This is a genomic window from Bacillus sp. FSL R9-9410 (assembly GCF_038050385.1).
Lineage (GTDB): Bacteria > Bacillota > Bacilli > Bacillales > Bacillaceae_G > Bacillus_A > Bacillus_A cereus_U.
Window position 1 is genome coordinate 4,145,475 of sequence record NZ_JBBOTV010000001.1, and the last position, 22,533, is coordinate 4,168,007.

Here is a 22,533-nt window from a genome sequence, read left to right on the forward strand (position 1 = left end):
GCTCCTTTTACGCTAAAGGAGCTGTTTCTGTTAGATGCTGAAGTTGATATAGATTGTAATAAAATCCCCTCTTTTTCATTAACTCTTCATGAGAACCCTTTTCTTTTATTTCACCATCTTCAACATAAATAATTGTATCGACATGCGTAATCGTCGCTAATCGGTGTGCAATGATAATTGTTGTCCGATCTGCAGCTAACGTTTGCAGTGCCTCTTGAATATATCGTTCATTCTCTAAATCTAAAGCGGAAGTTGCTTCATCTAATATAAGTAAAGACGGATTCTTTAGAAAAACCCGTGCGATTGCTACACGCTGTCTTTGCCCGCCCGATAATTTCACACCACGTTCCCCAACGACAGTATCATAGCCCTCTGGCAACTCTGTAATAAAATTATGAATTTGTGCAGCTTTGGCAGCTGAAATCACTTCTGCCTCTGTAGCTTTCGGATTTCCATATAAAATATTAGCCCCGATTGTATCGCTAAATAATAAATTATCTTGTAGCACAATTCCAATATGACTACGTAAATTTCTCATATTATACTTTCTTACATCTATCCCGTCTATATAAACTGCACCTTCAGAAACATCATAAAAACGCGGAATTAAACTAGCAAGAGATGACTTTCCTCCTCCACTTGCCCCTACAAGTGCAACCTTCTCTCCCGGGCGCATAGTTAATGACAGATTATGCAATATTTCTTTTTCATCCGCATTATAACGAAAAGAAACATTATCAAATATAACTTCCCCATTTAACCTTTTCGTTTGCACCGCATTTGGCACATTAACAATATCGTATTTTTCATCCAACAATTCAAACACTCGATCCATTGATGCAAAAGACTGTGTTAATGTTGTAGATGAATTAACAAGGCGGCGAAGCGGACTATACAAACTATCCATATATCCGACAAAAGCAACCATAGTCCCTAGAGTTAACTGACCTTGAATCACTTCATATGCTGCAAAACCAATCACAAGTAACGGTCCTAAATCCGTTAACGTATTCACTGCTGAAAACGTTCGCGCCGTCCAACTCGTATGAGTTAGTGCTTTCGTTAAAAATTCATTATTTCTCTTTTCAAACTGTCCTCTTTCATACTCTTCTAATGCAAAACTACGTGTCACTTGCATTCCTTGAATACGTTCATGTAAATACCCTTGCATAGTTGCTAACGCTTGTGAACGCTCTTTAGTTAATTTTCGAAGACGTCCGAAAAAATATTTCACTGCAACTACATAAATAGGTAAGATTAATAAAGCAACAAAGGTTAATTTTATATTCATAGAAAACATAACGATAATGGCAATAACAATTGTTGCAGTATCTAACCAAACATTCATAAGACCCGTAATTACAAAATCCTTCGTTTGTTCTACATCATGGATTACACGTGAAATAAGCTCCCCTGTTTTTGTGTTCGAATAATAACGTAAGCTCAATTTTTGCAAGTGCCCAAAAATGTATTTTCGTAAATCGTATAGTATTGTATTGGCAATGCGCTGCGCGAAATATTGACGATAATATTCTATCGGCGGTCTTACTACTGCAAAAATAAAAAAGGCAATCCCAATTGCGGTTATTAATTGAGACGTTTTTTCTTGAAGCGATCCCGTGCCTTGAATAACATCATCAATAATATACTTTAATAACCATGGCATAATAAGCGGGATACCAAACTTCACAAGACCAATAATAATTGTAATAGCAATGAGCCATCGATATGGTTTAACAAATTGTAAATATCTTTTTATACCTTGCACATAATCCCCCCTCTAATAGGACAAACCTGCCGGGAAATCCCCTGCAGGTTTGTTTTAATTTCTGTACATTAAATATCTTTCATACCACATATCTACGAAATCTGGTGCAAATGGACCTTTTCTTTGATGAATCCACTGTGTTAAATGTGCTACATTTCGTTTTAAAATTGTATCAATAACAGGTGGATACTGCATGATTTGACTATGCTTCTCATACTCATCTTCATCTAAAAGTGTATATGTCATATCCGGATACACTTTAATATCTAAATCGTAATCAATATACTTTAATGCCTCAGAGTCATATGCAAAAGGAGAACTTAAATTACAATAATAATATACTCCTTCTTCCCTTAGCATTCCAATCACATTAAACCAATAATTAGCATGAAAGTAACAAATCGCAGGTTCGCGAGTAATCCATGTTCGGCCATCTGATTCCGTAACTACTGTACGATCATTCGCTCCGATCACAAGACTCTGCGTCCCTTTTAAAATCGTTGTCTCTTCCCACATTCTATGAATGGAGCCATTATGTTTATAACTATGTATTTGTACCTTTTCTCCTTCTTTGGGAAATCCCATATATGCTCCCTTCTTTCAACTGCAAATGCCATTCTTAAGTTGTCTTAACTACCCCTTGAACTGCATTCACTTTTTTTCTATTATAACTTTTTTGTCGAAATTTTAAAACTAAAGCGATAGGACACTTGTTTTCATGAGGAATATAATGAAGTTTGTATTATTGAATACCACATCACCAACCCTTTTACTAAAGGAAAATCCTCTATGAATTAGTAATACGTATTTTAGAAGATTAAACGAAGATATAACAAAAAGAAAAGTCCCCTCATCTCTGTTTAAGAAAGGACTTCCCCCTAAAATCAACAACATATCTCACCCTTAATTTTAAATTATTTTTTCGGTTTCAAAAGATTGAATCACATTATTCGTTTGCTGTTCAAATTTTTCATGCAAAAGTTTTAATGCTATTTCTGTTCTGTATATTTCTTGACGGATAAAATGCAATTCTTTTTTATCGCACGTATCCCTTCCACTCATTTCAATTTGCTGATACTTCTCTAAATGTGATTGTAACTTTAAAAGCTCATCCATCGTTTCCAACTGCTCTCCTACCAACTTATCAAAGTCGTTCATCACTTACCCCCTTTTTGATTCATTCGCCAGTTATAATTCCTATTACATATTTCTAATCGTGAACTTCTTTCTCCTTTGACTACATTTGTTGACTTATTAGAAGTTATGTCGTTCGCTTTATTTTCATTACAGTGACACGCACACAAAGAAAACACTTCTCTCGAACGGAGAAGTGTTTTTCCTTCATTACTGATTTGAGCTAGAAGATTGTGATTGTTTTGCAGCTGATTGTGCATTTTGTTTTTTCACTGCATGCACATCTGTTTCAGTTGCAAACTCTGTACCATAACTAGCATTTGCACCTTGAGCACCAGAAGCTTGTGCTTTCTGTGCCTCTGATTGTGCGTTTGCTTGTTTTACTGCTTGTACATTCGTTTCAGTTGCAAACTCTGTACCATAGCTAGCATTTGTACTTTGAATGCTAGCACCAGAAGTTGCCTTATTATAACCTTGTTGTTTTTTACTCATCTTTCTCACCTCCACAATCAATAATATAACCAATTCACTTAGAAGTTATCCTTAATTTTCTTTTTAAAAATTCACGCATATATCTCTTATCACTCCTTCAAACTACATATGATGGAGGTGGGAATATGTATACTGGACGTGATATGACTGAGCTAACTATGATTTCCAAAAATGAATGGAAAGAGGATGAATTAGCTTATTTTCATCATTCATTTCAGCAAATTATGCCTTATCTAAATGTAGAGGGACAAACGATTTATAAAGAAATTGTGAAAGAAATCGAGTCACGGGGCGGATTATAAACGCGTGGATTTTCAACCTCAAAATACAAATTTATTTTCAATATAAAAAACGTGTTCCAAAGTTCTGGAACACGTTTTTTATTATTTATCCCGCTATTTGCCGGGCAGTAAGACCCCCACCTCAAAATGCAGCGAAAGCAAAGAAGTTAGGTTGGGGTCGGGCTGCCCGTAAAAGCCCGATTGGTGAAGGCTAATAATCAGTGGGGGATGAAGAAAACCCCCACTGATTAAAGTTTCACTTTATTGCATTGTAATTTTCTCAACGCACTTTTCGTAAATTGTACGATGCGATTTCGAGAAAGGTAACTGTTCAAACGCTTCTTTCGATACAAACTTTAATGTATCCGTTTCGACAATATTACCTGTTACTTTTCCGTAAAATATAAATATATCCCAAGTACGATGTGTAAAAGTATGTTGTACATTCATCGCGTACTCATCAATTGAAACAGAGAGATTAAAGCTCTCCTTCATATAATCCGTAAGCTGTTGTTTCTGATTACGAATACCTTCACCTAATTCAATATTCGGGAACTCCCACATATTAGCCAGTAATCCCGTACTTGGGCGTTTATTAATTACGTAACGGCCATCTTCAGTTTGAAGTATTCCTGCAACGAGCGGTACCATTGTAGGTGCTTTCGCTTTACTCTTCACTGGTAGTTCTTTTTGAACACCTTCAGCATACCCTCTGCAATGTTCACGTACAGGACAAAGTAAACAAGATGGATTTTTCGGTATACAAATTAATGCACCTAATTCCATCAAACCTTGGTTAAAATAAGATGGATTTTCTGTCGAAATAATTTCACGCACAATCTCTTCAAAAACTTTTCTCGTCTTCGGTTTTGCAATATCATCCCACACTGATAAAATACGAGATAATACGCGCATAACATTTCCATCAACCGCTGGCTCTGGTATGCCATATGCAATACTTAAAATGGCACCTTTTGTATATGGTCCTACTCCTTTTAATTTTTCAATTTTCTTTACATCGCTCGGTACTGTCCCGCCATATACTTCTTTTACCTCTTTTACTGCAGCGTGTAAATTTCGTGCTCTAGAATAATAACCTAAGCCTTCCCATGCTTTTAATACTTCTTCATCATCGGCAGTTGCTAGCGCTTCAAGCGTAGGAAACTTCCCCATAAAATTTGCGTAATATGGTTTTACAGCCTCTACCCTTGTTTGCTGTAACATAATTTCCGAAACCCAAACACGGTATGGATCTTTATTTTTTCGCCACGGTAAATCACGTTGTTCTTTTTCAAACCAACCAATTAAATCATTTTGAAACTGTTCTATGTTAAACTCATTTAATATTTCAAGTGTCAAACTTGATCCCCCTCATTTTTTTGCATATACGTACTATTATAAAGATTTTAGGAAAAAATTTAAGTAAGATGACATAGGAAATAGAAGGCAAAGGACTTGAGGTATCGAATAAAAAGAGTTACATTAATAAAAAACGGAGGTGGATTTCTATGGATACAGCCACTCACCTTGTTATGGGCGTTACTCTAGGCAGTTTGGCAACATTAGATCCAGCTATAGCACAAAGTGATATTGGACCACAAGCAGTGATGCTTGCAACAATTGCCGGTTCCAATATTCCTGACATCGATACAGTTTTAAAATTGCGTAATAACGCTAAATATATAAGAAATCATCGCGGGATTACTCATTCCATTCCTGCAGTGATTCTTTGGTCACTCCTTATAAGTGGCATCTCTTTCGCCTTCTTTTCAGACGCTCCCTATCTGCATCTACTACTTTGGTCATTTATTGCCGTCTTTCTTCATGTTTTTGTGGATATTTTCAATGCCTATGGTACACAGGCATTAAGGCCCTTCACAAAAAAATGGGTAGCGCTCGGCATAATTAATACGTTTGATACGGTCATTTTCTTTATCCATATACTCGCTATCGCCTGTATGCTTGTCGGAGCACATAAAGGCTATACTGCTTTAGCAGCGTATATATTAATGTTTGTTTACTACATCGGCCGCATTATGATGCATCGAAATATCAAAAGTGTAGTATACAAACGTTTCAAAAATGTAGAGAAAGTAATTATTTCTCCTTCTTACAAATTTTATCATTATCATTTAGCCGTCGTTACAACTGAACATTACTACGTCGCAAGATGGCACCGCGGTAATATCCTTGTATACGATAAATTTAATCGCGTACCGTTCCCGAATACTGCAATTATGCAAGCTGCTGTGCGAGATGAAAATATATCAGCTTTCTTATCTTTCTCACCTGTATATCGCTGGGATATTTTCGATTATGATAACTATTATGAAGTTCGATTTATTGATTTGCGGTATCGAAGTAAAGATTATTATCCATTCGTCGCAATCGTTCAGCTCGATCAAAATTTAAATATTATTAATTCATATACAGGATGGATTTTCAGCGAAGAAAAACTTCGAAAGAAACTAGAATTGCTTCCACATTAAAAAAAGCGACCTAAGTCGCTTTTTTTAATGTTTCAAATGATCTTCTTGATTGATTAAATGGCTATACTTCGGATTATTCGTACGCATTTCATGAAGGCGCCCTCCATGATTATTAACCCATGTTCGTACCACTTGTTCAGTCATTTCCTCACCTTGGTAACGACCTGATTTAGCATAAGTTGTTCGGAAGTCTTCCCACAGTAATTCAACCCATGCACGAGCTTGTGCGTAAGAAAGGTTGTCATTCTTATCTAATAATTCTTTCGTTAATGTTTCATAAATATCATTCATGTTCTATTCTCCTTTTATTTATCCCGATTGGTGCGGGCTAATAACCAGTAGGGGATAAAAAAACCCTGGTTAAAGTTGCATTTTATTCCCTTCATTTCTAAAGGATAGTTTCTTCAATTTTGCACATTCTATAAGTGATACTTCTTAAAGAGGTATCAACTGATAATGAGGGGGCGTTCTTAATGGGTAGACAAGCCGAATTTTGGTCTGAGTCAAAAAACAACAGCAAAATCGAAGGTCAACCGAAAGCGAAATCACGCTTCGCTTCGAAACGACCTAACGGCACAATTAACACGCACCCACAAGAACGTATGCGTGCTGCAAATCAGCAGGAAGAGTAGTACAAATTAAATTCCTACACGAGGTGATAAAGATGAGCTACCGTGACCATTTAGATCGTCGTTCTGAATTATTTAACCATACGTGGACTCGTCCAAAACATGCGAAGGCGCAAGTTAACGGACAGACGCAACAAACCCAGTCTCTCATTATACTGGCAAACGAATGTAAAAAACGCCAATTTTAGAATCTCCTATCTCCTTTAACGCCTACCAAAGATGAAAACCAGAGAGATTCGCTCTCTGGTTTTTATTTTTCTTGTAGCAAGGAAATTGGTATTCCAATCTCTTCATTATCATGTTGCTTATATCCCCAAGCAAATACCCCATTGAAATACGTAATTTTAAATACCATACCAGGTTCTTCTACTAATTCATATGTCTCACCAATATGGAATTTATTTATATCTATCATATAAGCACGAGCCATAGCCATTTTTCTCATTAATACATCGAATTCATTTACAATTCCAAGTTGCTCAGCCTTTACTGCTTGCTCCTTCAAAACCCCAATTTCTTCCCTTAACTCATGTGGTGTCATTTCACTGTAGCGTTTTGGCATACCCATCTTATTTCCTCATCCCTCTTCACGCTTCATTTGTAAAAATATATCTATCTCATCAATAGAGAATCCTTTTCGATATAACGCTTGCTTCACCTTATTTTCGAATGTCCAACCATCATACTTCTTATATTTCTCATAATATTTATTCCCATGATAGTGTAACGCTTCTTGTTGCTGTTCGTCATCTTTTTCGTCTTTCAATTCTTCCAGACAAATTTGAATTACCTCTCTAGGATACCCTTTACGAACAAGCATTTCTTCTAATTTTTGTTTCATTTGTAAAAATGAATGCTTTTGATAAGATTTTTTTTTCTTTTCTATAAGAAACAAAGCATTCTCAATTTGCTTCTCCTTTGGATACTCTTGTAAACTATGTGTAATGATTAAATCCTGAACACCTTTACTTAATAGCCCTCTCCTAATAACAGTTGGACCTTTTTGATTCACATTACTTTGCGTTCGCACGTATGAAATCGCGTACTCTTTATCATTAATATATCGATCATGTAATAATTTCGAAATGACTTCAGAGATGATGGCCTGTCCCACTTCTTTTTTTCGTAAGAAATCTTCTATTTCTTGTTTTGTTCTCATTTGATAGGATAAATAGGAAATTGCTTGTAAATATGCTTTTTGTACCTCTTCATTGTACAAAATATTCCCTAACGCTACTTCATCAATTTCTAAGCCTTTTTGTAACCCATGTTTCATTAAGATTGATTGATTCACACTAAACCCGTACTCTTCACCTTGGCCTTTATCAATATAAATATTAAATCGTTCTTTCGATCGTTTTTGCACTTCTATTTTTGTAATGACAGACATACTCTCACCTCTCTATTATTTTAACATAGTCAAGGAACGTTTTTGCTTTTCAAGAATATATATAATGAGGAGGAAATGATTGTGAAAATCGCAATTTCTGGTGGAACTGGATTTATCGGCAAATGCCTTTCTAATTTTTTTATTCAAAAGGGATATACTGTTTACATTCTTACTCGAAAAAAAACTGCTGAAACTTCACATACTAACCTTCAATACGTACAGTGGACACCGGATTTACAGACCTTCCCCCTCTCCTCTATCGATGTAGTTATTAATCTATCTGGAGAGTCTATTAATAGTAGATGGACAAAGAAACAAAAAGAAACAATTTTAAACAGTAGGATTCAAACAACAAAAGGACTCATTAAACAATTACAAGCACTCGCAACAAAACCACACACATTTATTAACGCAAGCGCTATTGGATACTATGGAACATCTGAAACAGAGTCTTTTACTGAGCAACAAGAAACTCCCGGAAATGACTTTTTAGCAGAAACAGTATTTTTATGGGAGCAAGAAGCATCTAAAGCACGTTCTCTTGGAATAAGAACAATCTACTCAAGATTTGGAGTCGTATTAGGTGCAGAAGGAGGAGCTCTTCCAAAAATGCTACTTCCCTATCAATTATATATTGGGGGGACAATTGGATCTGGAAACCAATGGTTATCATGGATTCATATAGACGATGTCGTTCGCATGATTGATTTCATCATTCACAAAAAAGAAATTGACGGACCTTTTAATATTACAGCGCCAACGCCAATACGGATGAAAGAGTTCGGTGAAATTATTGCCACTATAACTAGGCGACCTCATTGGTTACCTGTTCCTTCATTTGTACTGCGCGCTTTACTCGGTGAGATGAGTATACTTGTATTAGAAGGGCAACATGTATTACCCAATAAAGCGATTGAACATGGATATCGATACACATTCCCTACAGTTAACCATGCATTACAAAATATACTCTTGCATACAATGTAGTACTTCTAAAATAGTTTTACGGGTAGTTTATCTCCTTCAAAACTTCTCACTTTCTAAACTCTGGAGCATTACTACACGAACAACCTTTCAGTTACTTTGTCTTAACTCACACTAAATATTACAAAGTAACAGAAATGAGGTACCTATGAAAACATTGCTCAAACAAGCCATTGTATATCCTATTACCTCTCCAAAATTTCAAGGAGATGTACTGGTTACAGGAGAACGAATCACCGAGGTCAAACCTTATATTAAGCCTACTCAAGATATGACTGTTATAGACGCACGAGCTCTTCATCTTTTACCTGGATTTATTGATGTGCATACTCATCTTGGTCTCTATGACGAAGGCACTGGTTGGGCTGGTAATGATGCAAATGAAACATCTGAAGTTTCAACACCACATATCCGTTCTTTAGACGGGATCCATCCTTTTGATATTGCATTTCAAGACGCTGTACAAAATGGGGTTACGACTGTTCACGTTATGCCCGGAAGCCAAAATATTATCGGCGGTACTACTTGTGTAATAAAAACTGCTGGAACTTGTATTGATCATATGATTATTCAGGAACCTGCTGGTTTAAAAATTGCCTTTGGAGAAAACCCTAAAAAATTCCATAGCAATGGCACAAAAGAATCAATAACACGTATGGGAATTATGGGATTACTTCGTGAATCATTCTATGACGCACAACACTATGGGCATGAAGCTGATTTTCGAATGCTCCCTATTTTAAAAGCACTCCGCCGAGAAATACCGGTACGTATCCACGCTCACCGCGCAGATGATATCACTTCAGCTTTACGCTTTGCGACAGAATTCAATCTTGATTTACGTATTGAACATTGCACAGAAGGACACTTTATTGTTGAGGAACTTTCGAAACATAATTTAAAGATTTCAGTTGGTCCGACCCTTACACGACGTTCGAAAATCGAGCTTAAAAACAAAACATGGGATACTTATCATATATTATCGAAAAGTGGCATAGAAGTTTCTATTACAACAGATCACCCTTATACACCCATTCAATATTTAAATGTTTGTGCCGCTATCGCTGTTCGAGAAGGATTAGATGAAAAAACGGCCTTGGAAGGAATAACTATTTTTCCAGCTCGTAATTTACGTTTAGAGAGTAGAATTGGAAGCATTGAAGTTGGAAAAGATGCTGATCTCGTGTTATGGACTCACCATCCTTTCCATTATTTAGCCAAGCCTGTACTCACCATGATTGACGGAAAAATAATTTACAAAAAAAATAAAAAAAACTAGTTTATTTTTTTGACTAGATAAAGTATTATACGATTATAAACTGAATGAAACCATAATCAATTTGTGTCGTGATTATCATTTTCAAATTGATGAATGGGGAAGGCAAATGGTGCGCCACCAGCGTTATAAACTGGTTCTAGTGGGTTCGATTCCCACCCCGAAATTTTTTAAAGATTGATATAAAAATTTCGAGGGTGAGTGTTTTTTCGTCATGCTACCCCTCGTGTGAGGAGGAGTTAGTGTGTTGAAAAAACGCGACTTACACGACAGCCACGTTCTATACGAGTTAATGGTGGATCCAGCTGTCTTCCCTTTTGTGCGTCAAAAGGCTTATTCTTATGAAGAATATTTATTTTTAACGAAACAAACAATTGAAGCCGAAGAGCGTGGAGAATTAATCTCACGCACAATTTTAGATGAATGGGGTAACCCTATCGGTACAATTACTTTATTTGATGTGCAAGAAAAAGCCGGATTCCTCGGAACCTGGCTTGGCAAACCCTATCATGGTAAAGGATATAATAAATTAGCGAAAGATTCATTTTTTAGCGAACTTTTCTACGAATTAGATATTGAAACGATCTTTATGCGTATTCGTAAAATAAATATCCGGTCTATTAAGGCTGCCGAAAAACTACAATATGTAAATCTAGCAAACGAAACAAGAAAAGCCGTTTATGATGAAATTAACGAGCATGAAGAAGTATATAATTTATATGAAATTCCAAAAGATCAATATACACTTGCAACAATGCGAGATACAACATTCCAAGAAGCACACCAATTAAAAGAAGCGTAATCTAAAAATTCAGAAATGATAATTAATCATTACTAGTTTGACATATATGTATATCACCCCATGTCTTTGGAAACGATAGATAGTGACTTTAAGACACGAGGTGATTTGTAATGGATAAAAAGAAACGTGATAAAGCAAAAAACACATTATCTAGTACACAAGAAGTTCTCTATCAACGAGAATTTCGAAAAGCAGATCGTGCAGCGGGCTATCGCTCAAAAAGCATTTAAAGTGAAACTGAATAATTAGAAGGTTTCCCCCCTAATTATTCAGTTTCATTACATAAGATCTTCCAATAGATTAGCAAAAAAGGTTCCTTATAAATAAGGAATTTTTTTTGTGGACAACTTTATCCACAAAAATCGTAGAATTGTGCATAAATTCCAAAAGTATTTTACGAATTCATCTATTTAAATGAATTCTAAACGTGAGAATTGTGGATAATTTTCTAAAAATTGTGGACTATGTGGATATAGTTGTTAATATTCCGACTTTACTGTCTAATAGAAGCGTAATACCTTGTGGATAAGTTAATAATTCACGTTTACTTTTTTACAACACTAAAAAAACCCTCTTTAAATGCTTAAAAGAGGGGTTTCATATTAAGTAAAAGATTCGGCAAGAGCTGGTGATTTAATAGGTATATGATTCGGCTCTGCATGATTTTCTGCCAAAATTGTATCCACAATATGACCAGCTGGCTCAGGACGATAAATACTTTTCATTGCTTCTTTCATTTGAAGAAGCTTCATATCATCTTGTAATAACGCCTCTGTTTTTGCAAAAACTTCACTATCATCACGAATGACAACTGCAGCCCCTTTTTTTTCAAAATACAACGCATTTTCATTCTCTTGTCCTGGGACAGGTTTATATAAAATGACAGGTACTTGTAATGCGGCTGCTTCGCTTAATGTAATACCACCTGGCTTCGTAATCATACAAGAAGTAACACGGAACAACTCATCAATGTTTTCAACATAACCAAATACTTTTAAAGCATCAGAACTTTGTTCCTGTAGTTCCATTAAATCCTGCTTTAAAGCTTCGTTTTTCCCACAAACGACAACTACTTGTAAGTTTGGTACTGACATAAATGACTGGCATAGCTCTTTTACACTCCCTAGCACACCATGAGCACCTGCTACAATTAGTAACATCTTTTTATCCTTACATAACTGATATTTATTATATATAATTGCTGGATTGATCTTTAGCTCAAAACTGCTGCGAATCGGAATCCCTGTTTCAACAATTTGCTCTGCAGGTACACCGATATCAACCATCACTTTTTTCACATGATCGGTTGCTACAAAATAACGATCTACTTCTCGATGGATCCATATTTTATGCACACAAAAATCCGTTAATACGTTATAAACAGGAATAGAAATACCTATTTGCTTTTTCAATTCTGGTACAGCGATGATTGGAAAGGTATTAATAACAATATCCGGTTTCTCCACCTGTAATAGCGTCTTCAAACGCTTTCTTCCAAAATTCGCATACCAAGATGCTATTTTTTTATCATAAATTTTCTCTACACCATAATAAAACAAACGATATAATTCTTTTCCTACCGTATAGCTTTTTAAATATAAATATTTTGTAATATCGGTTATAACTGGATGTGATTCTCCAAACAAGTCGCATACAATTACATCTTTGATTCCTTTTTGACGAAAGGTTTGTTCTAATGTTTTCGCTACTTGCACATGACCGTTACCGTAATGTGCAGTTAATATTAAAACCTTGGGGTTTTTTATCAAACAAATCCACTCCTAGCTTTTTGTTTCTCCATATTGCATATACGACAATAGGAAAAACATTTTCCTTAAACATTACATACTCGGATTCCAATATTCCCCTGTTAGCTATGTACCTGTCGTGGATATGCAAAGCATATAAGATTGACCCCTTAATCCTATCTGTGCTCATATCTTTACATTATACTTTCCTATAAGAGCTTTCGCAATAACTTACAAATGTTCTATATTTCATGATACTCACTCTTTTACTTCTTAATTCTTTTTACTATTTTGATTTCCCTTTACAATTATGTAAATTTCTCCGCCTATCCTTTACAAAAATATGGATATTCTCTCTTCAGTATACTCTTTTCTAAATATATACTCTAGATTTTATTATAAAGTGCAACTTTAATCAGTGGGGGTTTTGTTCATCCCCCACTGATTATTAGCCTTCACCAATCGGGCGTTTACGGGCAGCAGGTCTCCCACAAATAGCGGGGTAAAGAAACAAAAAGTCTAATCCAATATTTGGATTAGACTGCTTTTAAAATATGTTTTGCATGCTCAACATTTTCTTCTGTCGGTGGATTCACATCCGCAAGTGGATACTTATGTCCAAGTGCCTCCCATTTATAAACACCGAGTTTATGATATGGCAGCACTTCCACTTTCTTAACATTAGATAGACTTTGAATAAAGTTTGATAAATTTTGCAGATCCTCTTCACCATCGGTAACACCGGGAACCAATACATGCCTTACCCAAATTGGCTTCTTTTTATCCGATAAATAACGAGCAAATTGTAAAATATGTTCATTTGGTTTCCCTGTTAATTTACGATGTTTCTTTGAATCAATATGCTTCAAATCTAATAAAACTAAATCTGTATAATCCATTAAAATATCTAGCTTATTTTGGAATTCTGGTTCTTCAGAATAACAACCGCCCGAAGAATCGATTGTTGTATGAATACCAGCTTCTTTGCACTTTTTAAACAACTCAATTAAGAAGTCTAGCTGTAATAGTGGCTCTCCACCGCTAACTGTTATACCGCCTCCAGAAGCTTCAATAAATGGAAGGTAACATGTCACATCCTGCATCACTTCTTCAACTGTTATTTCTTTACCTTTACCGATTTCCCATGTATCAGCATTATGACAATATTGACAACGTAATAAACACCCTTGTGTAAATATGACATAACGAATCCCTGGGCCATCAACAGTACCGCAAGACTCTACAGAATGTATTCTTCCTTTTACCATGTTACTTCCTCCTTTATTGAAACAGCCTCCCTCCGCTATATATTAAAAGCGGAGGAACACTTTTTTCACTTACATGCTTTCATGCATTGTACGGTTAATTACATCAATTTGTTGTTCACGAGTTAATTTAATAAAGTTAACAGCGTAACCAGATACACGAATTGTTAATTGTGGATATTTTTCAGGGTGCTCCATTGCATCCATTAATGTTTCACGGTTAAATACGTTAATATTTAAGTGGTGTCCTTGTTTTATTGCATATCCATCAAGCATAGATACTAAGTTGCGTACTTGTACATCATCTTCTTTACCAAGTGCTTTTGGAATAATAGAGAATGTATTTGAAATACCATCTTGTGCATCTTCATATGGTAATTTAGCTACAGATAATAATGACGCTAATGCACCTTTTGTATCACGGCCATGCATTGGGTTTGCCCCCGGTGCAAATGGTTCTCCAGTACGACGTCCATCTGGAGTGTTACCAGTTTTCTTACCGTATACAACGTTAGATGTGATTGTTAAGATTGACATTGTATGAACAGAATTACGGTATGTTTTATGTTTGCGAAGCTTGTTCATAAATGTTTTCACAAGATTTACTGCGATTTCATCTACACGATCATCATTGTTACCGTATTTAGGGAAATCTCCCTCAATTTCGAAATCAACTGCAATACCATTTTCATCACGCACTGGTTTTACTTGTGCGTATTTAATTGCACTTAAAGAGTCTGCTACTACAGATAATCCAGCGATACCTGTTGCCATTGTACGAAGAACATTTGTATCATGAAGTGCCATTTCAATACGTTCATAGCTATATTTATCGTGCATAAAGTGAATTACATTTAATGTATTTAAGTATAGTCCCGCTAACCATTCCATTGTCATATCGAATTTACGCATAACTTCTTCATAATCTAATACTTCAGAAGTAATTGGTGCGTATTCAGGACCAACTTGTGCTTTTGACTTTTCATCTTTACCACCGTTAACCGCATATAGTAATGCTTTCGCTAAGTTTGCACGTGCTCCGAAGAACTGCATTTGTTTACCAATTCTCATTGCTGATACACAACAAGCAATACCATAGTCATCACCGTAGTCAGGACGCATAATGTCATCATTTTCGTATTGAATTGCTGATGTTTTAATAGACATTTTTGCACAGTAGTTTTTAAAGTTCTCTGGTAATTGTTTAGACCAAAGAACTGTTAAGTTTGGTTCTGGTGCTGGGCCTAAATTATCTAATGTATGCAAGAAACGGAATGAGTTTTTTGTTACTAACGGACGACCGTCTAACGCCATACCACCGATAGATTCAGTTACCCAAGTTGGATCTCCAGAGAATAGTTCATTATAATCAGGTGTTCTTGCAAATTTCACAAGACGTAATTTCATAATGAAATGGTCAACAATTTCTTGTGCTTTTTCTTCTGTTAAAGTACCATTTGCTAAATCTCTTTCAATGTAAACATCTAAGAATGTAGAGGTACGTCCAAGGCTCATTGCTGCCCCGTTTTGCTCTTTAATTGCTGCAAGATAAGCAAAGTATAACCATTGGAAGGCCTCTTGTGCATTTGTAGCTGGCTTAGAAATATCGAATCCATGAGAAGCAGCCATCTGTTTTAACTCTTGAAGTGCACGCATTTGCTCAGATAATTCTTCGCGTAAACGCATTGTATCTTCGCTCATTACACCGCCAGTTAAATTATAATCAGCTTTTTTCGCTTCAATTAAATGATCTATACCATATAGCGCTACACGGCGATAGTCACCGATAATACGTCCACGTCCATATGCATCTGGAAGACCAGTAATAACACCTGATTTACGAGCCGCTTTCATTTCTGGTGTGTATGCATCAAATACACCTTGATTATGAGTTTTACGCCAGTCTCTGAAAATCTTGCTAAGTTCTTTATCCATTTCATATCCATACGCTTCACAAGCTTGTTCCGCCATACGAATACCACCATATGGTTGTAAAGAACGTTTAAATGGTTTATCAGTTTGGAAACCGACCACTTTTTCAATATCTTTATTTAAATATCCTGGTTCATGTGATGTAATAGAAGAAACAATTTTTGTATCCATATCAAGAACGCCACCGTTTTCACGTTCCTTTGTTGTTAAATCCATTACTTGATCCCAAAGTTTTTTCGTTGCTTCGGTTGCTTCCGCTAAGAAAGAGTCTTCTCCCTCATAAACGTTCATATTATTTAAAATGAAATCGCGAACATCAATCTCTGCTTTCCATTTTTCACCTTTAAAGTTTTCCCACGCGTTTTTTACATTTTCTAATACTTGAGTCATCCTAATCTCCTCCATTTTTGATTAGTACAGGACTACGTTTTTTTATATAACAGCTTACACACTTAGAATACTACTTTTTTTCGGGAGTGGACGAAATAGTTGTGACATGTTTGTGAAACGTTGAACAAACTACTACACTCGTAGTGTTAACCTCGTTTAAAAGTCTTTATAATTAACCCTTTCTTTAATTGTATTTTTTTGGTACTCTTATATACGAGTCCTATTTTGTAATATAAGAACGATACCCATTGTAGAGCTGTAATACTCTTATCTCCTAATCTGTTATAGTTTTTATAACAGAGCAAAAAAGTGTACATATGTTGTACCCTTTTTTTGTTACCACTATAAAGTGAAACTTTAATCAGCCCTCACCAATCGGGATTTTACGGGCAGTTATCTCCCACCTAACTTCCTCGTATTCGCCGAATTTTGAGGTGGGAGTCTTACTGCCCGTTAAAGCGGGATAAAACATCTCTTTTTCTATTTCCATCGTAAAATCCACCACGACTGTTTGTTAATGCAATTAATTGCTCTAATCCTTCTATATGATCACCAATAATTCGAAGGACAGCTGGAGGATGACCTATTTTTGCGAAATGTTCACTGGGACGAATACGGTTCATCTTATCAACATCGATACGACTTACACAAGCGATTTCAAAACCTGAAAGTACAGCTTTCACTTGTGCTACACAAGGTGACAATAATGATTTATACCCTATTTCCTTCAAACAAGTACGACTAAACGCATTAGGAACCGCAATAAGAGAGCCTACTCCTAAATCTTTTCTATCACAAGCTAAATTTAATGCATATTTAAATGCTGTTACAAGATGAAGTGGTACTCTCAAATCTAAATAATGATTTAAATCATTTAATGCGACATCCGTTCCATCTGCAATAGCTTTTGCAAAGGGATATAGCTCACTAGCTGGAATAACAAAATCACCGTCTATAAATAAAACAATTTCTCCTTTTGCAAAATAAGTTCCAAGTGAACGCCCCACATCGTTTCCAAGTGCTTCTTTATACACAATTGTTGTTGCTCCCTTGTCTTTTGCAATTGTTGCCGTTTTATCGGACGAACCATTTACAACAACAATGATTTCCAATGGTTCAATTTTGCGAAGCTCTTCTATAACGTTTCCAATTGTTTTCTCTTCATTTTGTACAGGAATAATAACCGATAATTGCTGTCCTTTATACAAATTAGATGTAATGCCCCATCCTTGATAAAAGTCTTCAAAATTTAGAGTATGGTAGACACTATCTCTTTTCCTATTTCCATCGCAATATCCCCCGCGCGTATCACTGCCTAATATCCTCTCTGCTACAGCTTCTATATGATCGCCTATCATTCGTTTTTCGGAATGAGCAAGATTCGTGCCGTATGCAGCATGCTCGAGTGGGCGAAATTTATTCGGAGTAATAACATCAATCGCACAATGACGGCTAATTCTCCATTTACTTTGTGCTAGGCGTAGATGAGCCACAATAGGATTAACAAAACATTCGTATCCAATATTTTGCACAACTTCCTTCGTCAGCGCATGAGGTACAGATAGTAAAGAATCAATTTTTAATTCTTCACGCTCTAACATTGCATTTAAGATTTGGCGCCATACTGTAATAGAATGTGGTCTTTGTTTCTTTAAAAATAATGCATCCAAATTATTTAAAACTACATCAGCCTGATCATATAAAATTGGATTAAGAAATAATTGCAATTGTGAAGTTCGAATAGCAAAATCACCATCTACAAATAATAGAACATCACCTTTTGCATGTTTGGCACCTACTGCACGCCCTACATCATTCCCAAGTGACTCTCTATAATTAATAATTTTACATCCTAAATTTTCAGCGACCTTATCTGTTCCATCTGTACACCCATTAGTCACTACTATGATTTCCAATGGTTTTAAAGGTATTATTGAATGAATAACATCAGAAATTGTATCTATTTCATTACAGGCTGGAATAATGACAGATAATGATTTAGTCATGGTTTTCTTCACGAAACCACTTCATAGTTTCTTTCAATCCTTGTTCCCACGTTACTTTCGCTTGAAACTGGACAAGTTCTCTTAATTTCGTTACATCCGGCTTTCGATTTGGAATTTCTTCAAATCCATGTGGATATACTTCCTCAAATGGAACGTGCACAATTTTGGAAACAGACTTCGTTATTTTTTTTATATCTTCCGCTACTTCCCTTATATTTTTTTCATTCTCAGAACCTATATTAATAATTTCACCATTTACCTTTTCATCCATTGCACAAATCGTTGCCTCGACCGCATCACTTACATACGTAAAGCAGCGTGTCTGCTTTCCATCTCCATAAACGAGAATATCGTCACCTTGCAAAGCCGCACGAATAAATCGTGGAATTACTCCTGCGTACGGACCATCTTTCGCTCTTGGACCATAAATATTAAAATAACGAACAATCGTTACAGGTAAGCCTTCTAATGCGTACCCTAAACATAATGTTTCCTCTAACGTTTTACAAATTGCATAACTCCAACGTATTTTGGAAGTTGCACCGTATAAACGATCTCCTTCTTCAGAGAATGGAGGTTTTCCCTTTCCATATACTTCCGAAGTAGATGCGAAAACTACTTTCTTCTTCCCTTTTAATGCTGCTTGCAAAATATTTCTCGTTCCATCGAAATTTGTTTCAATAAGCTCTACACTTTTTTCCATTGTAGTTTTGACTCCCAAAATTGCAGCTAAATGAAACACCACATCATGTTGATTTACTAATTCATAAATTGAATTTTTATCTAAAACGCTTATTGGAATAACCCGGAGCTCTTTCATTAACTCATTATGATATTTATTTTTTCCTTTATAGAAGTTATCAACAATAGTAACTTCATAACCTCTTTTCACCAATTCTTCAGCTAAATGCGATCCAATAAATCCTGCTCCACCTGTAATTAAACATTTTTTACTCATACACTCACCTTCTTTACGATTCCACGTGTATCTATTAATCGCTCAATTCCTTTAAAGAGTTTCCAATCGATACTAGAGTGATCCGTTACAATTAAAATACAATCTGCTTGTTTAATTCTTTGTTCATCTAGTGGAACGGATTGATATAGTGTATCTCCAATTTCCGCTGTAGAAATATACGGATCATGATATTCTATCTTGTATCCTTCTTTTATTAATAATTGAATAATTGGCAACGCCGGTGATTCTCTCAAATCATTTACATCTTTCTTATATGCAATCCCTACTATTAAAACCGTTGCGGGTGCTTGCACCACACCTTTTACTTTCCCGATTATTTTCGCTGGCATTTCTTCATTAATTACATGTGCCGCCTCAATTAATTGACTAATTGCTCCAGCCTTTCTTATTCTCCATTGAAAATATAAAGGGTCTACTGGAATACAATGTCCTCCTATTCCTGGTCCTGGCCAATACGGGGTAAACCCAAATGGTTTTGTAGATGCAGCTTCAAGCGCCTCATAAAAATCAATTCCTAAACTTTCACATAGTGTGTTTAACTCATTTACTAACGAAATATTAACTAAGCGCTGAATATTTTCAAATAGCTTACACATCTCGGCCACTTTCGGAGAGCTAACTGGAACAACTACATCAAATATAGTGCTATACAAATCCTGTACTTTTTGTTTACACTGCTCGGTTTGTCCACTAATAACTTTTGGAATCGTTTCAACTGAATACTGGCTATTCGCTGGGTCAATTCGCTCTGGAGAATACCCAATATAATAATCTTCTCCTACCTTTTTACCTGCTTGAGAAATAATAGGAATGATAACTTCCTCCAGTGTACCTGGATATGTGGAGCTTTCAAAAATGAAGGTTTGTCCTTTTTGAAGGTGTTGTTGTATATAATGGGAGGCTGAAACGAGTGCACTTAAATCGGGTTCTTTATTCTCATTAATTGGCGTTGGCACAGTCACAATAACATACTCACTATTTTGGAACTCCGCAACACCTTTATCTGGTGTATTTACTATTAATTTTCTCTCGTTCAATAAATTTTGTAATACGTTTGAAGAAACATCAGGAATATAACTTTCTCCTTTAATTATTGATTCTATCTTCCTAGTATCTTTATCTAATCCAAGTACAGCATGTCCTCTTTCTGCAAAAAGGACCGCTAAAGGAAGGCCAACATATCCTAATCCAATAATGGTTACTTTACTACTAGCATTCATCTATATTCTCTTCTTCCCTTCTCAATTGTAGTATTATATCTCTATCCCTTTCTCCGTCTGTAAAACTCCCACGCTCATTCGTATGTTGTAATAAATAAGCAATCGCCTCAAGCTGATCACCGAAAATACGATCGAATGCAGGAATTCGTCCATTTACAAACCCATGTTGCTCTGGACGTACTCGATTTGTTTTTATAACATCTACAAATTCCACTGCTGTAATAGAGCATTCTTCTAAAATAGCTTTCATTTGAGCTAATGGTGGAATGATAAGAGAATCATATCCAATTTTCTCTATTACCTTTTTATGCATAGCATGTGGCACTGCCGTTAATGAGTTGTTCCATAAATCTGGTCGTTTCGCTACCAAATTCACGAAATATTTCCCCATACTAATTGGATCTGCCGGGTGAAACATATCTAACAAACATTGCAAATCATTTAACGCCACATCATTTCCGTCTTCAATAGCATGCAAAAATGGAATTAGCTTTTTTGCCGGAATAGCAAAATCACCATCAACAAATAAACAAATATCTGCCGTAGCATGCATAGCCCCTATCGCTCGTGCTACATTATGTCCAAGTGCCTTCGCGAATTCAACTACACTAACATTCTCTAGTTTTGCTTGTTTAATTGTCTCTACATCCGCTCCATTCGCAACAACTATAATTTCATCTACACCTGCTTTTTTCACTTCTTGTATGACAGATCTTATAGTCATTCTTTCTTCTGATACTGGTATAATCGCACTGTATTTCGCTTTTTTCCTTTGTAATAAAACTGGTTTATACTTCCCTATAAACTCTCTATCCCTGTTTCCCTCCGAAAAACCGCCGCGTTTACCATATGTTTCGATTACATATTGCAAAGCACGTAAATGATCCCCCATAATACGACTAGTCGCTTTCGGATAAGGAGAACCAGGTGATGTACCCGTATGCACAGGACGAACCTTATTCGTGTGAATTACATCGACCGAAGCCATATCGGCAATATCTACTTCTCTAGACATCACCATCGCTTGAAATAATGCGGGATCTGCTAAATTCCACCATCCAAGTCTCTCGATAACTTCCCGGCTCATCGCATGTGGAATTGCGATTAAAGAACCAACAACAAGCTCTTTTTTATTCAAATAACGATTCAACATGAATTTTCCAACTGTCGTATAATGTGGTCTCATCTTTAAATAAACAGACCATGTTAAATTATTCACAACAATTTGATGCCCCTGCTGAATTCCTTTCACGAAACGTTGTAGCTCTTTACTCTCAATAACGATGTCACCATCTAAAAACAATACAATTTCGCCTTTTGCTTCCCTAGCTCCAATTGCCCTTCCTACATCATTGCCAAGAGAATGTTTATAATAAATTACATGGCAACTATGCTGTAATGCGACTTCCTTCGTTCCATCTGTCGATCCATTATCTACTACAATAATTTCATACGGCTTCAACTTTTCCACTTCTATTAAAACTTGTGATAAAGTACTTGCTTCATTATGCGCTGGAATAACAACTGATATTCTCATACTTGTATCACTCTTACCCTTCCAAGCGAACATAAGCAATAATAGGAATACGTACAAGTACATCTTCAGGTGGTCCATAAGAAGGAGATGTACGAACGCTTACTGCCCCGTCCGTCACAGATAAAAGAATACCTGCAACAATTTCAACAGCTGTCACAACTTGCACTAATTCACCAACATGGTTACGCAATTCATCAGTAAATAACATATA

Annotated in this window: 24 protein-coding genes; 8 read left to right on the top strand and 16 right to left on the bottom strand. The window is 36.0% G+C overall.

Annotated elements, in window-relative coordinates; all coding sequences use genetic code 11:
• Window positions 1–7 precede the first annotated feature (7 nt).
• The 4 genes from MKX77_RS21570 to MKX77_RS21585 form a co-directional block, all read right to left on the bottom strand.
• On the bottom strand, window positions 8–1,768 hold the full coding sequence (locus MKX77_RS21570) for an ABC transporter ATP-binding protein (RefSeq protein WP_341307755.1): 1,761 nt from the start codon (window positions 1,766–1,768) through the stop codon (window positions 8–10).
• A gap of 54 nt (window positions 1,769–1,822) precedes the next feature.
• Complete coding sequence (ntdP, locus tag MKX77_RS21575; protein ID WP_000506627.1) at window positions 1,823–2,353, bottom strand: nucleoside tri-diphosphate phosphatase; 531 nt, start codon at window positions 2,351–2,353, stop codon at window positions 1,823–1,825.
• Window positions 2,354–2,677: 324 nt separating this feature from the next.
• Window positions 2,678–2,926: a YgaB family protein gene (locus MKX77_RS21580; protein ID WP_002091121.1), complete on the bottom strand. Its 249-nt coding sequence runs from the start codon at window positions 2,924–2,926 to the stop codon at window positions 2,678–2,680.
• Window positions 2,927–3,112: 186 nt separating this feature from the next.
• On the bottom strand, window positions 3,113–3,394 hold the full coding sequence (locus MKX77_RS21585; protein WP_215555153.1) for a gamma-type small acid-soluble spore protein: 282 nt from the start codon (window positions 3,392–3,394) through the stop codon (window positions 3,113–3,115).
• Window positions 3,395–3,519: 125 nt separating this feature from the next.
• Between MKX77_RS21585 and MKX77_RS21590 the strand changes: the two genes are divergently transcribed.
• Window positions 3,520–3,696 (top strand): hypothetical protein, encoded by a 177-nt coding sequence (locus tag MKX77_RS21590; protein WP_002159377.1) that lies wholly within the window; start codon window positions 3,520–3,522, stop codon window positions 3,694–3,696.
• Between the two features lie 240 nt (window positions 3,697–3,936).
• Here MKX77_RS21590 and mutY read toward each other — a convergent pair whose 3' ends face one another.
• Window positions 3,937–5,034 (bottom strand): A/G-specific adenine glycosylase, encoded by a 1,098-nt coding sequence (mutY, locus tag MKX77_RS21595; RefSeq protein ID WP_341307756.1) that lies wholly within the window; start codon window positions 5,032–5,034, stop codon window positions 3,937–3,939.
• A gap of 149 nt (window positions 5,035–5,183) precedes the next feature.
• Between mutY and MKX77_RS21600 the strand changes: the two genes are divergently transcribed.
• Window positions 5,184–6,164 carry a metal-dependent hydrolase gene (locus MKX77_RS21600; RefSeq protein ID WP_002151725.1) on the top strand — a complete coding sequence of 327 codons (981 nt, stop codon included), beginning with the start codon at window positions 5,184–5,186 and terminating at the stop codon, window positions 6,162–6,164.
• Between the two features lie 24 nt (window positions 6,165–6,188).
• Here MKX77_RS21600 and MKX77_RS21605 read toward each other — a convergent pair whose 3' ends face one another.
• Window positions 6,189–6,455 (bottom strand): YfhJ family protein, encoded by a 267-nt coding sequence (locus tag MKX77_RS21605; protein WP_002010328.1) that lies wholly within the window; start codon window positions 6,453–6,455, stop codon window positions 6,189–6,191.
• Window positions 6,456–6,637: 182 nt separating this feature from the next.
• Here MKX77_RS21605 and MKX77_RS21610 point away from each other — a divergent pair, with 182 nt between their 5' ends.
• Entirely contained in the window at window positions 6,638–6,796 is a 159-nt protein-coding gene (locus tag MKX77_RS21610) for a small, acid-soluble spore protein K (RefSeq protein WP_002113845.1), read from the top strand.
• A gap of 32 nt (window positions 6,797–6,828) precedes the next feature.
• Window positions 6,829–6,981, top strand: coding sequence for a YpzG family protein (locus tag MKX77_RS21615; RefSeq protein ID WP_002010325.1), 153 nt, complete (start codon window positions 6,829–6,831; stop codon window positions 6,979–6,981).
• Window positions 6,982–7,043: 62 nt separating this feature from the next.
• On the opposite strand, the gene MKX77_RS21620 is transcribed toward MKX77_RS21615, so the two are convergent.
• A complete protein-coding gene (locus tag MKX77_RS21620; RefSeq protein ID WP_215555151.1) occupies window positions 7,044–7,361 on the bottom strand; it encodes a YfhH family protein in 318 nt (105 codons plus the stop codon).
• 9 nt (window positions 7,362–7,370) lie between these two features.
• A complete protein-coding gene (gene recX / locus MKX77_RS21625) occupies window positions 7,371–8,183 on the bottom strand; it encodes a recombination regulator RecX (RefSeq protein WP_215555150.1) in 813 nt (270 codons plus the stop codon).
• An 81-nt stretch (window positions 8,184–8,264) separates the two neighbouring features.
• On the opposite strand from recX, the gene MKX77_RS21630 reads away from it, so the two are divergent.
• The 4 genes from MKX77_RS21630 to MKX77_RS21645 all read left to right on the top strand — a co-directional run bounded on the left by MKX77_RS21630 (window position 8,265) and on the right by MKX77_RS21645 (window position 11,475).
• Window positions 8,265–9,170, top strand: a complete 906-nt coding sequence (locus MKX77_RS21630) for a TIGR01777 family oxidoreductase (RefSeq protein WP_341307757.1) — start codon at window positions 8,265–8,267, stop codon at window positions 9,168–9,170.
• Window positions 9,171–9,315: 145 nt separating this feature from the next.
• A complete protein-coding gene (locus tag MKX77_RS21635; protein WP_215555148.1) occupies window positions 9,316–10,446 on the top strand; it encodes an amidohydrolase in 1,131 nt (376 codons plus the stop codon).
• Window positions 10,447–10,687: 241 nt separating this feature from the next.
• On the top strand, window positions 10,688–11,245 hold the full coding sequence (locus MKX77_RS21640; protein WP_215555147.1) for a GNAT family N-acetyltransferase: 558 nt from the start codon (window positions 10,688–10,690) through the stop codon (window positions 11,243–11,245).
• 110 nt (window positions 11,246–11,355) lie between these two features.
• The gene (locus tag MKX77_RS21645; RefSeq protein WP_000358484.1) at window positions 11,356–11,475 is read left to right on the top strand and encodes a YfhE family protein; all 120 of its coding nucleotides are present in this window, start codon (window positions 11,356–11,358) and stop codon (window positions 11,473–11,475) included.
• 372 nt (window positions 11,476–11,847) lie between these two features.
• Here the strand turns inward: MKX77_RS21645 and MKX77_RS21650 are convergent, their stop codons facing one another.
• The 8 genes from MKX77_RS21650 to MKX77_RS21685 form a co-directional block, all read right to left on the bottom strand.
• A complete protein-coding gene (locus MKX77_RS21650; RefSeq protein ID WP_002113823.1) occupies window positions 11,848–13,014 on the bottom strand; it encodes a diglucosyl diacylglycerol synthase in 1,167 nt (388 codons plus the stop codon).
• Window positions 13,015–13,529: 515 nt separating this feature from the next.
• Window positions 13,530–14,261: a pyruvate formate-lyase-activating protein gene (gene pflA / locus MKX77_RS21655; protein WP_341307758.1), complete on the bottom strand. Its 732-nt coding sequence runs from the start codon at window positions 14,259–14,261 to the stop codon at window positions 13,530–13,532.
• A 69-nt stretch (window positions 14,262–14,330) separates the two neighbouring features.
• Window positions 14,331–16,580, bottom strand: coding sequence for a formate C-acetyltransferase (pflB, locus tag MKX77_RS21660; RefSeq protein ID WP_341307759.1), 2,250 nt, complete (start codon window positions 16,578–16,580; stop codon window positions 14,331–14,333).
• A gap of 443 nt (window positions 16,581–17,023) precedes the next feature.
• The gene (locus MKX77_RS21665) at window positions 17,024–18,586 is read right to left on the bottom strand and encodes a glycosyltransferase family 2 protein (RefSeq protein ID WP_341307987.1); all 1,563 of its coding nucleotides are present in this window, start codon (window positions 18,584–18,586) and stop codon (window positions 17,024–17,026) included.
• Entirely contained in the window at window positions 18,579–19,544 is a 966-nt protein-coding gene (locus tag MKX77_RS21670) for an NAD-dependent epimerase/dehydratase family protein (RefSeq protein WP_341307760.1), read from the bottom strand. The genes MKX77_RS21665 and MKX77_RS21670 overlap by 8 nt, the downstream gene beginning before the upstream one ends.
• The gene (locus tag MKX77_RS21675; RefSeq protein ID WP_341307761.1) at window positions 19,541–20,785 is read right to left on the bottom strand and encodes a nucleotide sugar dehydrogenase; all 1,245 of its coding nucleotides are present in this window, start codon (window positions 20,783–20,785) and stop codon (window positions 19,541–19,543) included. Before MKX77_RS21675 ends, MKX77_RS21670 begins: the two co-directional genes overlap by 4 nt.
• Window positions 20,775–22,322, bottom strand: a complete 1,548-nt coding sequence (locus MKX77_RS21680) for a glycosyltransferase family 2 protein (protein WP_341307762.1) — start codon at window positions 22,320–22,322, stop codon at window positions 20,775–20,777. The genes MKX77_RS21675 and MKX77_RS21680 overlap by 11 nt, the downstream gene beginning before the upstream one ends.
• Before the next feature lie 13 nt (window positions 22,323–22,335).
• Complete coding sequence (locus MKX77_RS21685; protein ID WP_002029614.1) at window positions 22,336–22,530, bottom strand: hypothetical protein; 195 nt, start codon at window positions 22,528–22,530, stop codon at window positions 22,336–22,338.
• Between the last annotated feature and the right edge of the window lie 3 nt (window positions 22,531–22,533).

Coding starts and splice junctions, on each gene's coding strand:
- ntdP (WP_000506627.1), bottom strand. CDS start 2,353: ATGGGATTTCCCAAAGAAGGAGAAAAGGTACAAATACATAGTTATAAA.
- MKX77_RS21580 (WP_002091121.1), bottom strand. CDS start 2,926: ATGAACGACTTTGATAAGTTGGTAGGAGAGCAGTTGGAAACGATGGAT.
- MKX77_RS21585 (WP_215555153.1), bottom strand. CDS start 3,394: ATGAGTAAAAAACAACAAGGTTATAATAAGGCAACTTCTGGTGCTAGC.
- MKX77_RS21590 (WP_002159377.1), top strand. CDS start 3,520: ATGTATACTGGACGTGATATGACTGAGCTAACTATGATTTCCAAAAAT.
- MKX77_RS21600 (WP_002151725.1), top strand. CDS start 5,184: ATGGATACAGCCACTCACCTTGTTATGGGCGTTACTCTAGGCAGTTTG.
- MKX77_RS21605 (WP_002010328.1), bottom strand. CDS start 6,455: ATGAATGATATTTATGAAACATTAACGAAAGAATTATTAGATAAGAAT.
- MKX77_RS21610 (WP_002113845.1), top strand. CDS start 6,638: ATGGGTAGACAAGCCGAATTTTGGTCTGAGTCAAAAAACAACAGCAAA.
- MKX77_RS21615 (WP_002010325.1), top strand. CDS start 6,829: ATGAGCTACCGTGACCATTTAGATCGTCGTTCTGAATTATTTAACCAT.
- MKX77_RS21620 (WP_215555151.1), bottom strand. CDS start 7,361: ATGGGTATGCCAAAACGCTACAGTGAAATGACACCACATGAGTTAAGG.
- recX (WP_215555150.1), bottom strand. CDS start 8,183: ATGTCTGTCATTACAAAAATAGAAGTGCAAAAACGATCGAAAGAACGA.
- MKX77_RS21635 (WP_215555148.1), top strand. CDS start 9,316: ATGAAAACATTGCTCAAACAAGCCATTGTATATCCTATTACCTCTCCA.
- MKX77_RS21645 (WP_000358484.1), top strand. CDS start 11,356: ATGGATAAAAAGAAACGTGATAAAGCAAAAAACACATTATCTAGTACA.
- pflA (WP_341307758.1), bottom strand. CDS start 14,261: ATGGTAAAAGGAAGAATACATTCTGTAGAGTCTTGCGGTACTGTTGAT.
- pflB (WP_341307759.1), bottom strand. CDS start 16,580: ATGACTCAAGTATTAGAAAATGTAAAAAACGCGTGGGAAAACTTTAAA.
- MKX77_RS21665 (WP_341307987.1), bottom strand. CDS start 18,586: ATGACTAAATCATTATCTGTCATTATTCCAGCCTGTAATGAAATAGAT.
- MKX77_RS21670 (WP_341307760.1), bottom strand. CDS start 19,544: ATGAGTAAAAAATGTTTAATTACAGGTGGAGCAGGATTTATTGGATCG.
- MKX77_RS21675 (WP_341307761.1), bottom strand. CDS start 20,785: ATGAATGCTAGTAGTAAAGTAACCATTATTGGATTAGGATATGTTGGC.
- MKX77_RS21680 (WP_341307762.1), bottom strand. CDS start 22,322: ATGAGAATATCAGTTGTTATTCCAGCGCATAATGAAGCAAGTACTTTA.
- MKX77_RS21685 (WP_002029614.1), bottom strand. CDS start 22,530: ATGTTATTTACTGATGAATTGCGTAACCATGTTGGTGAATTAGTGCAA.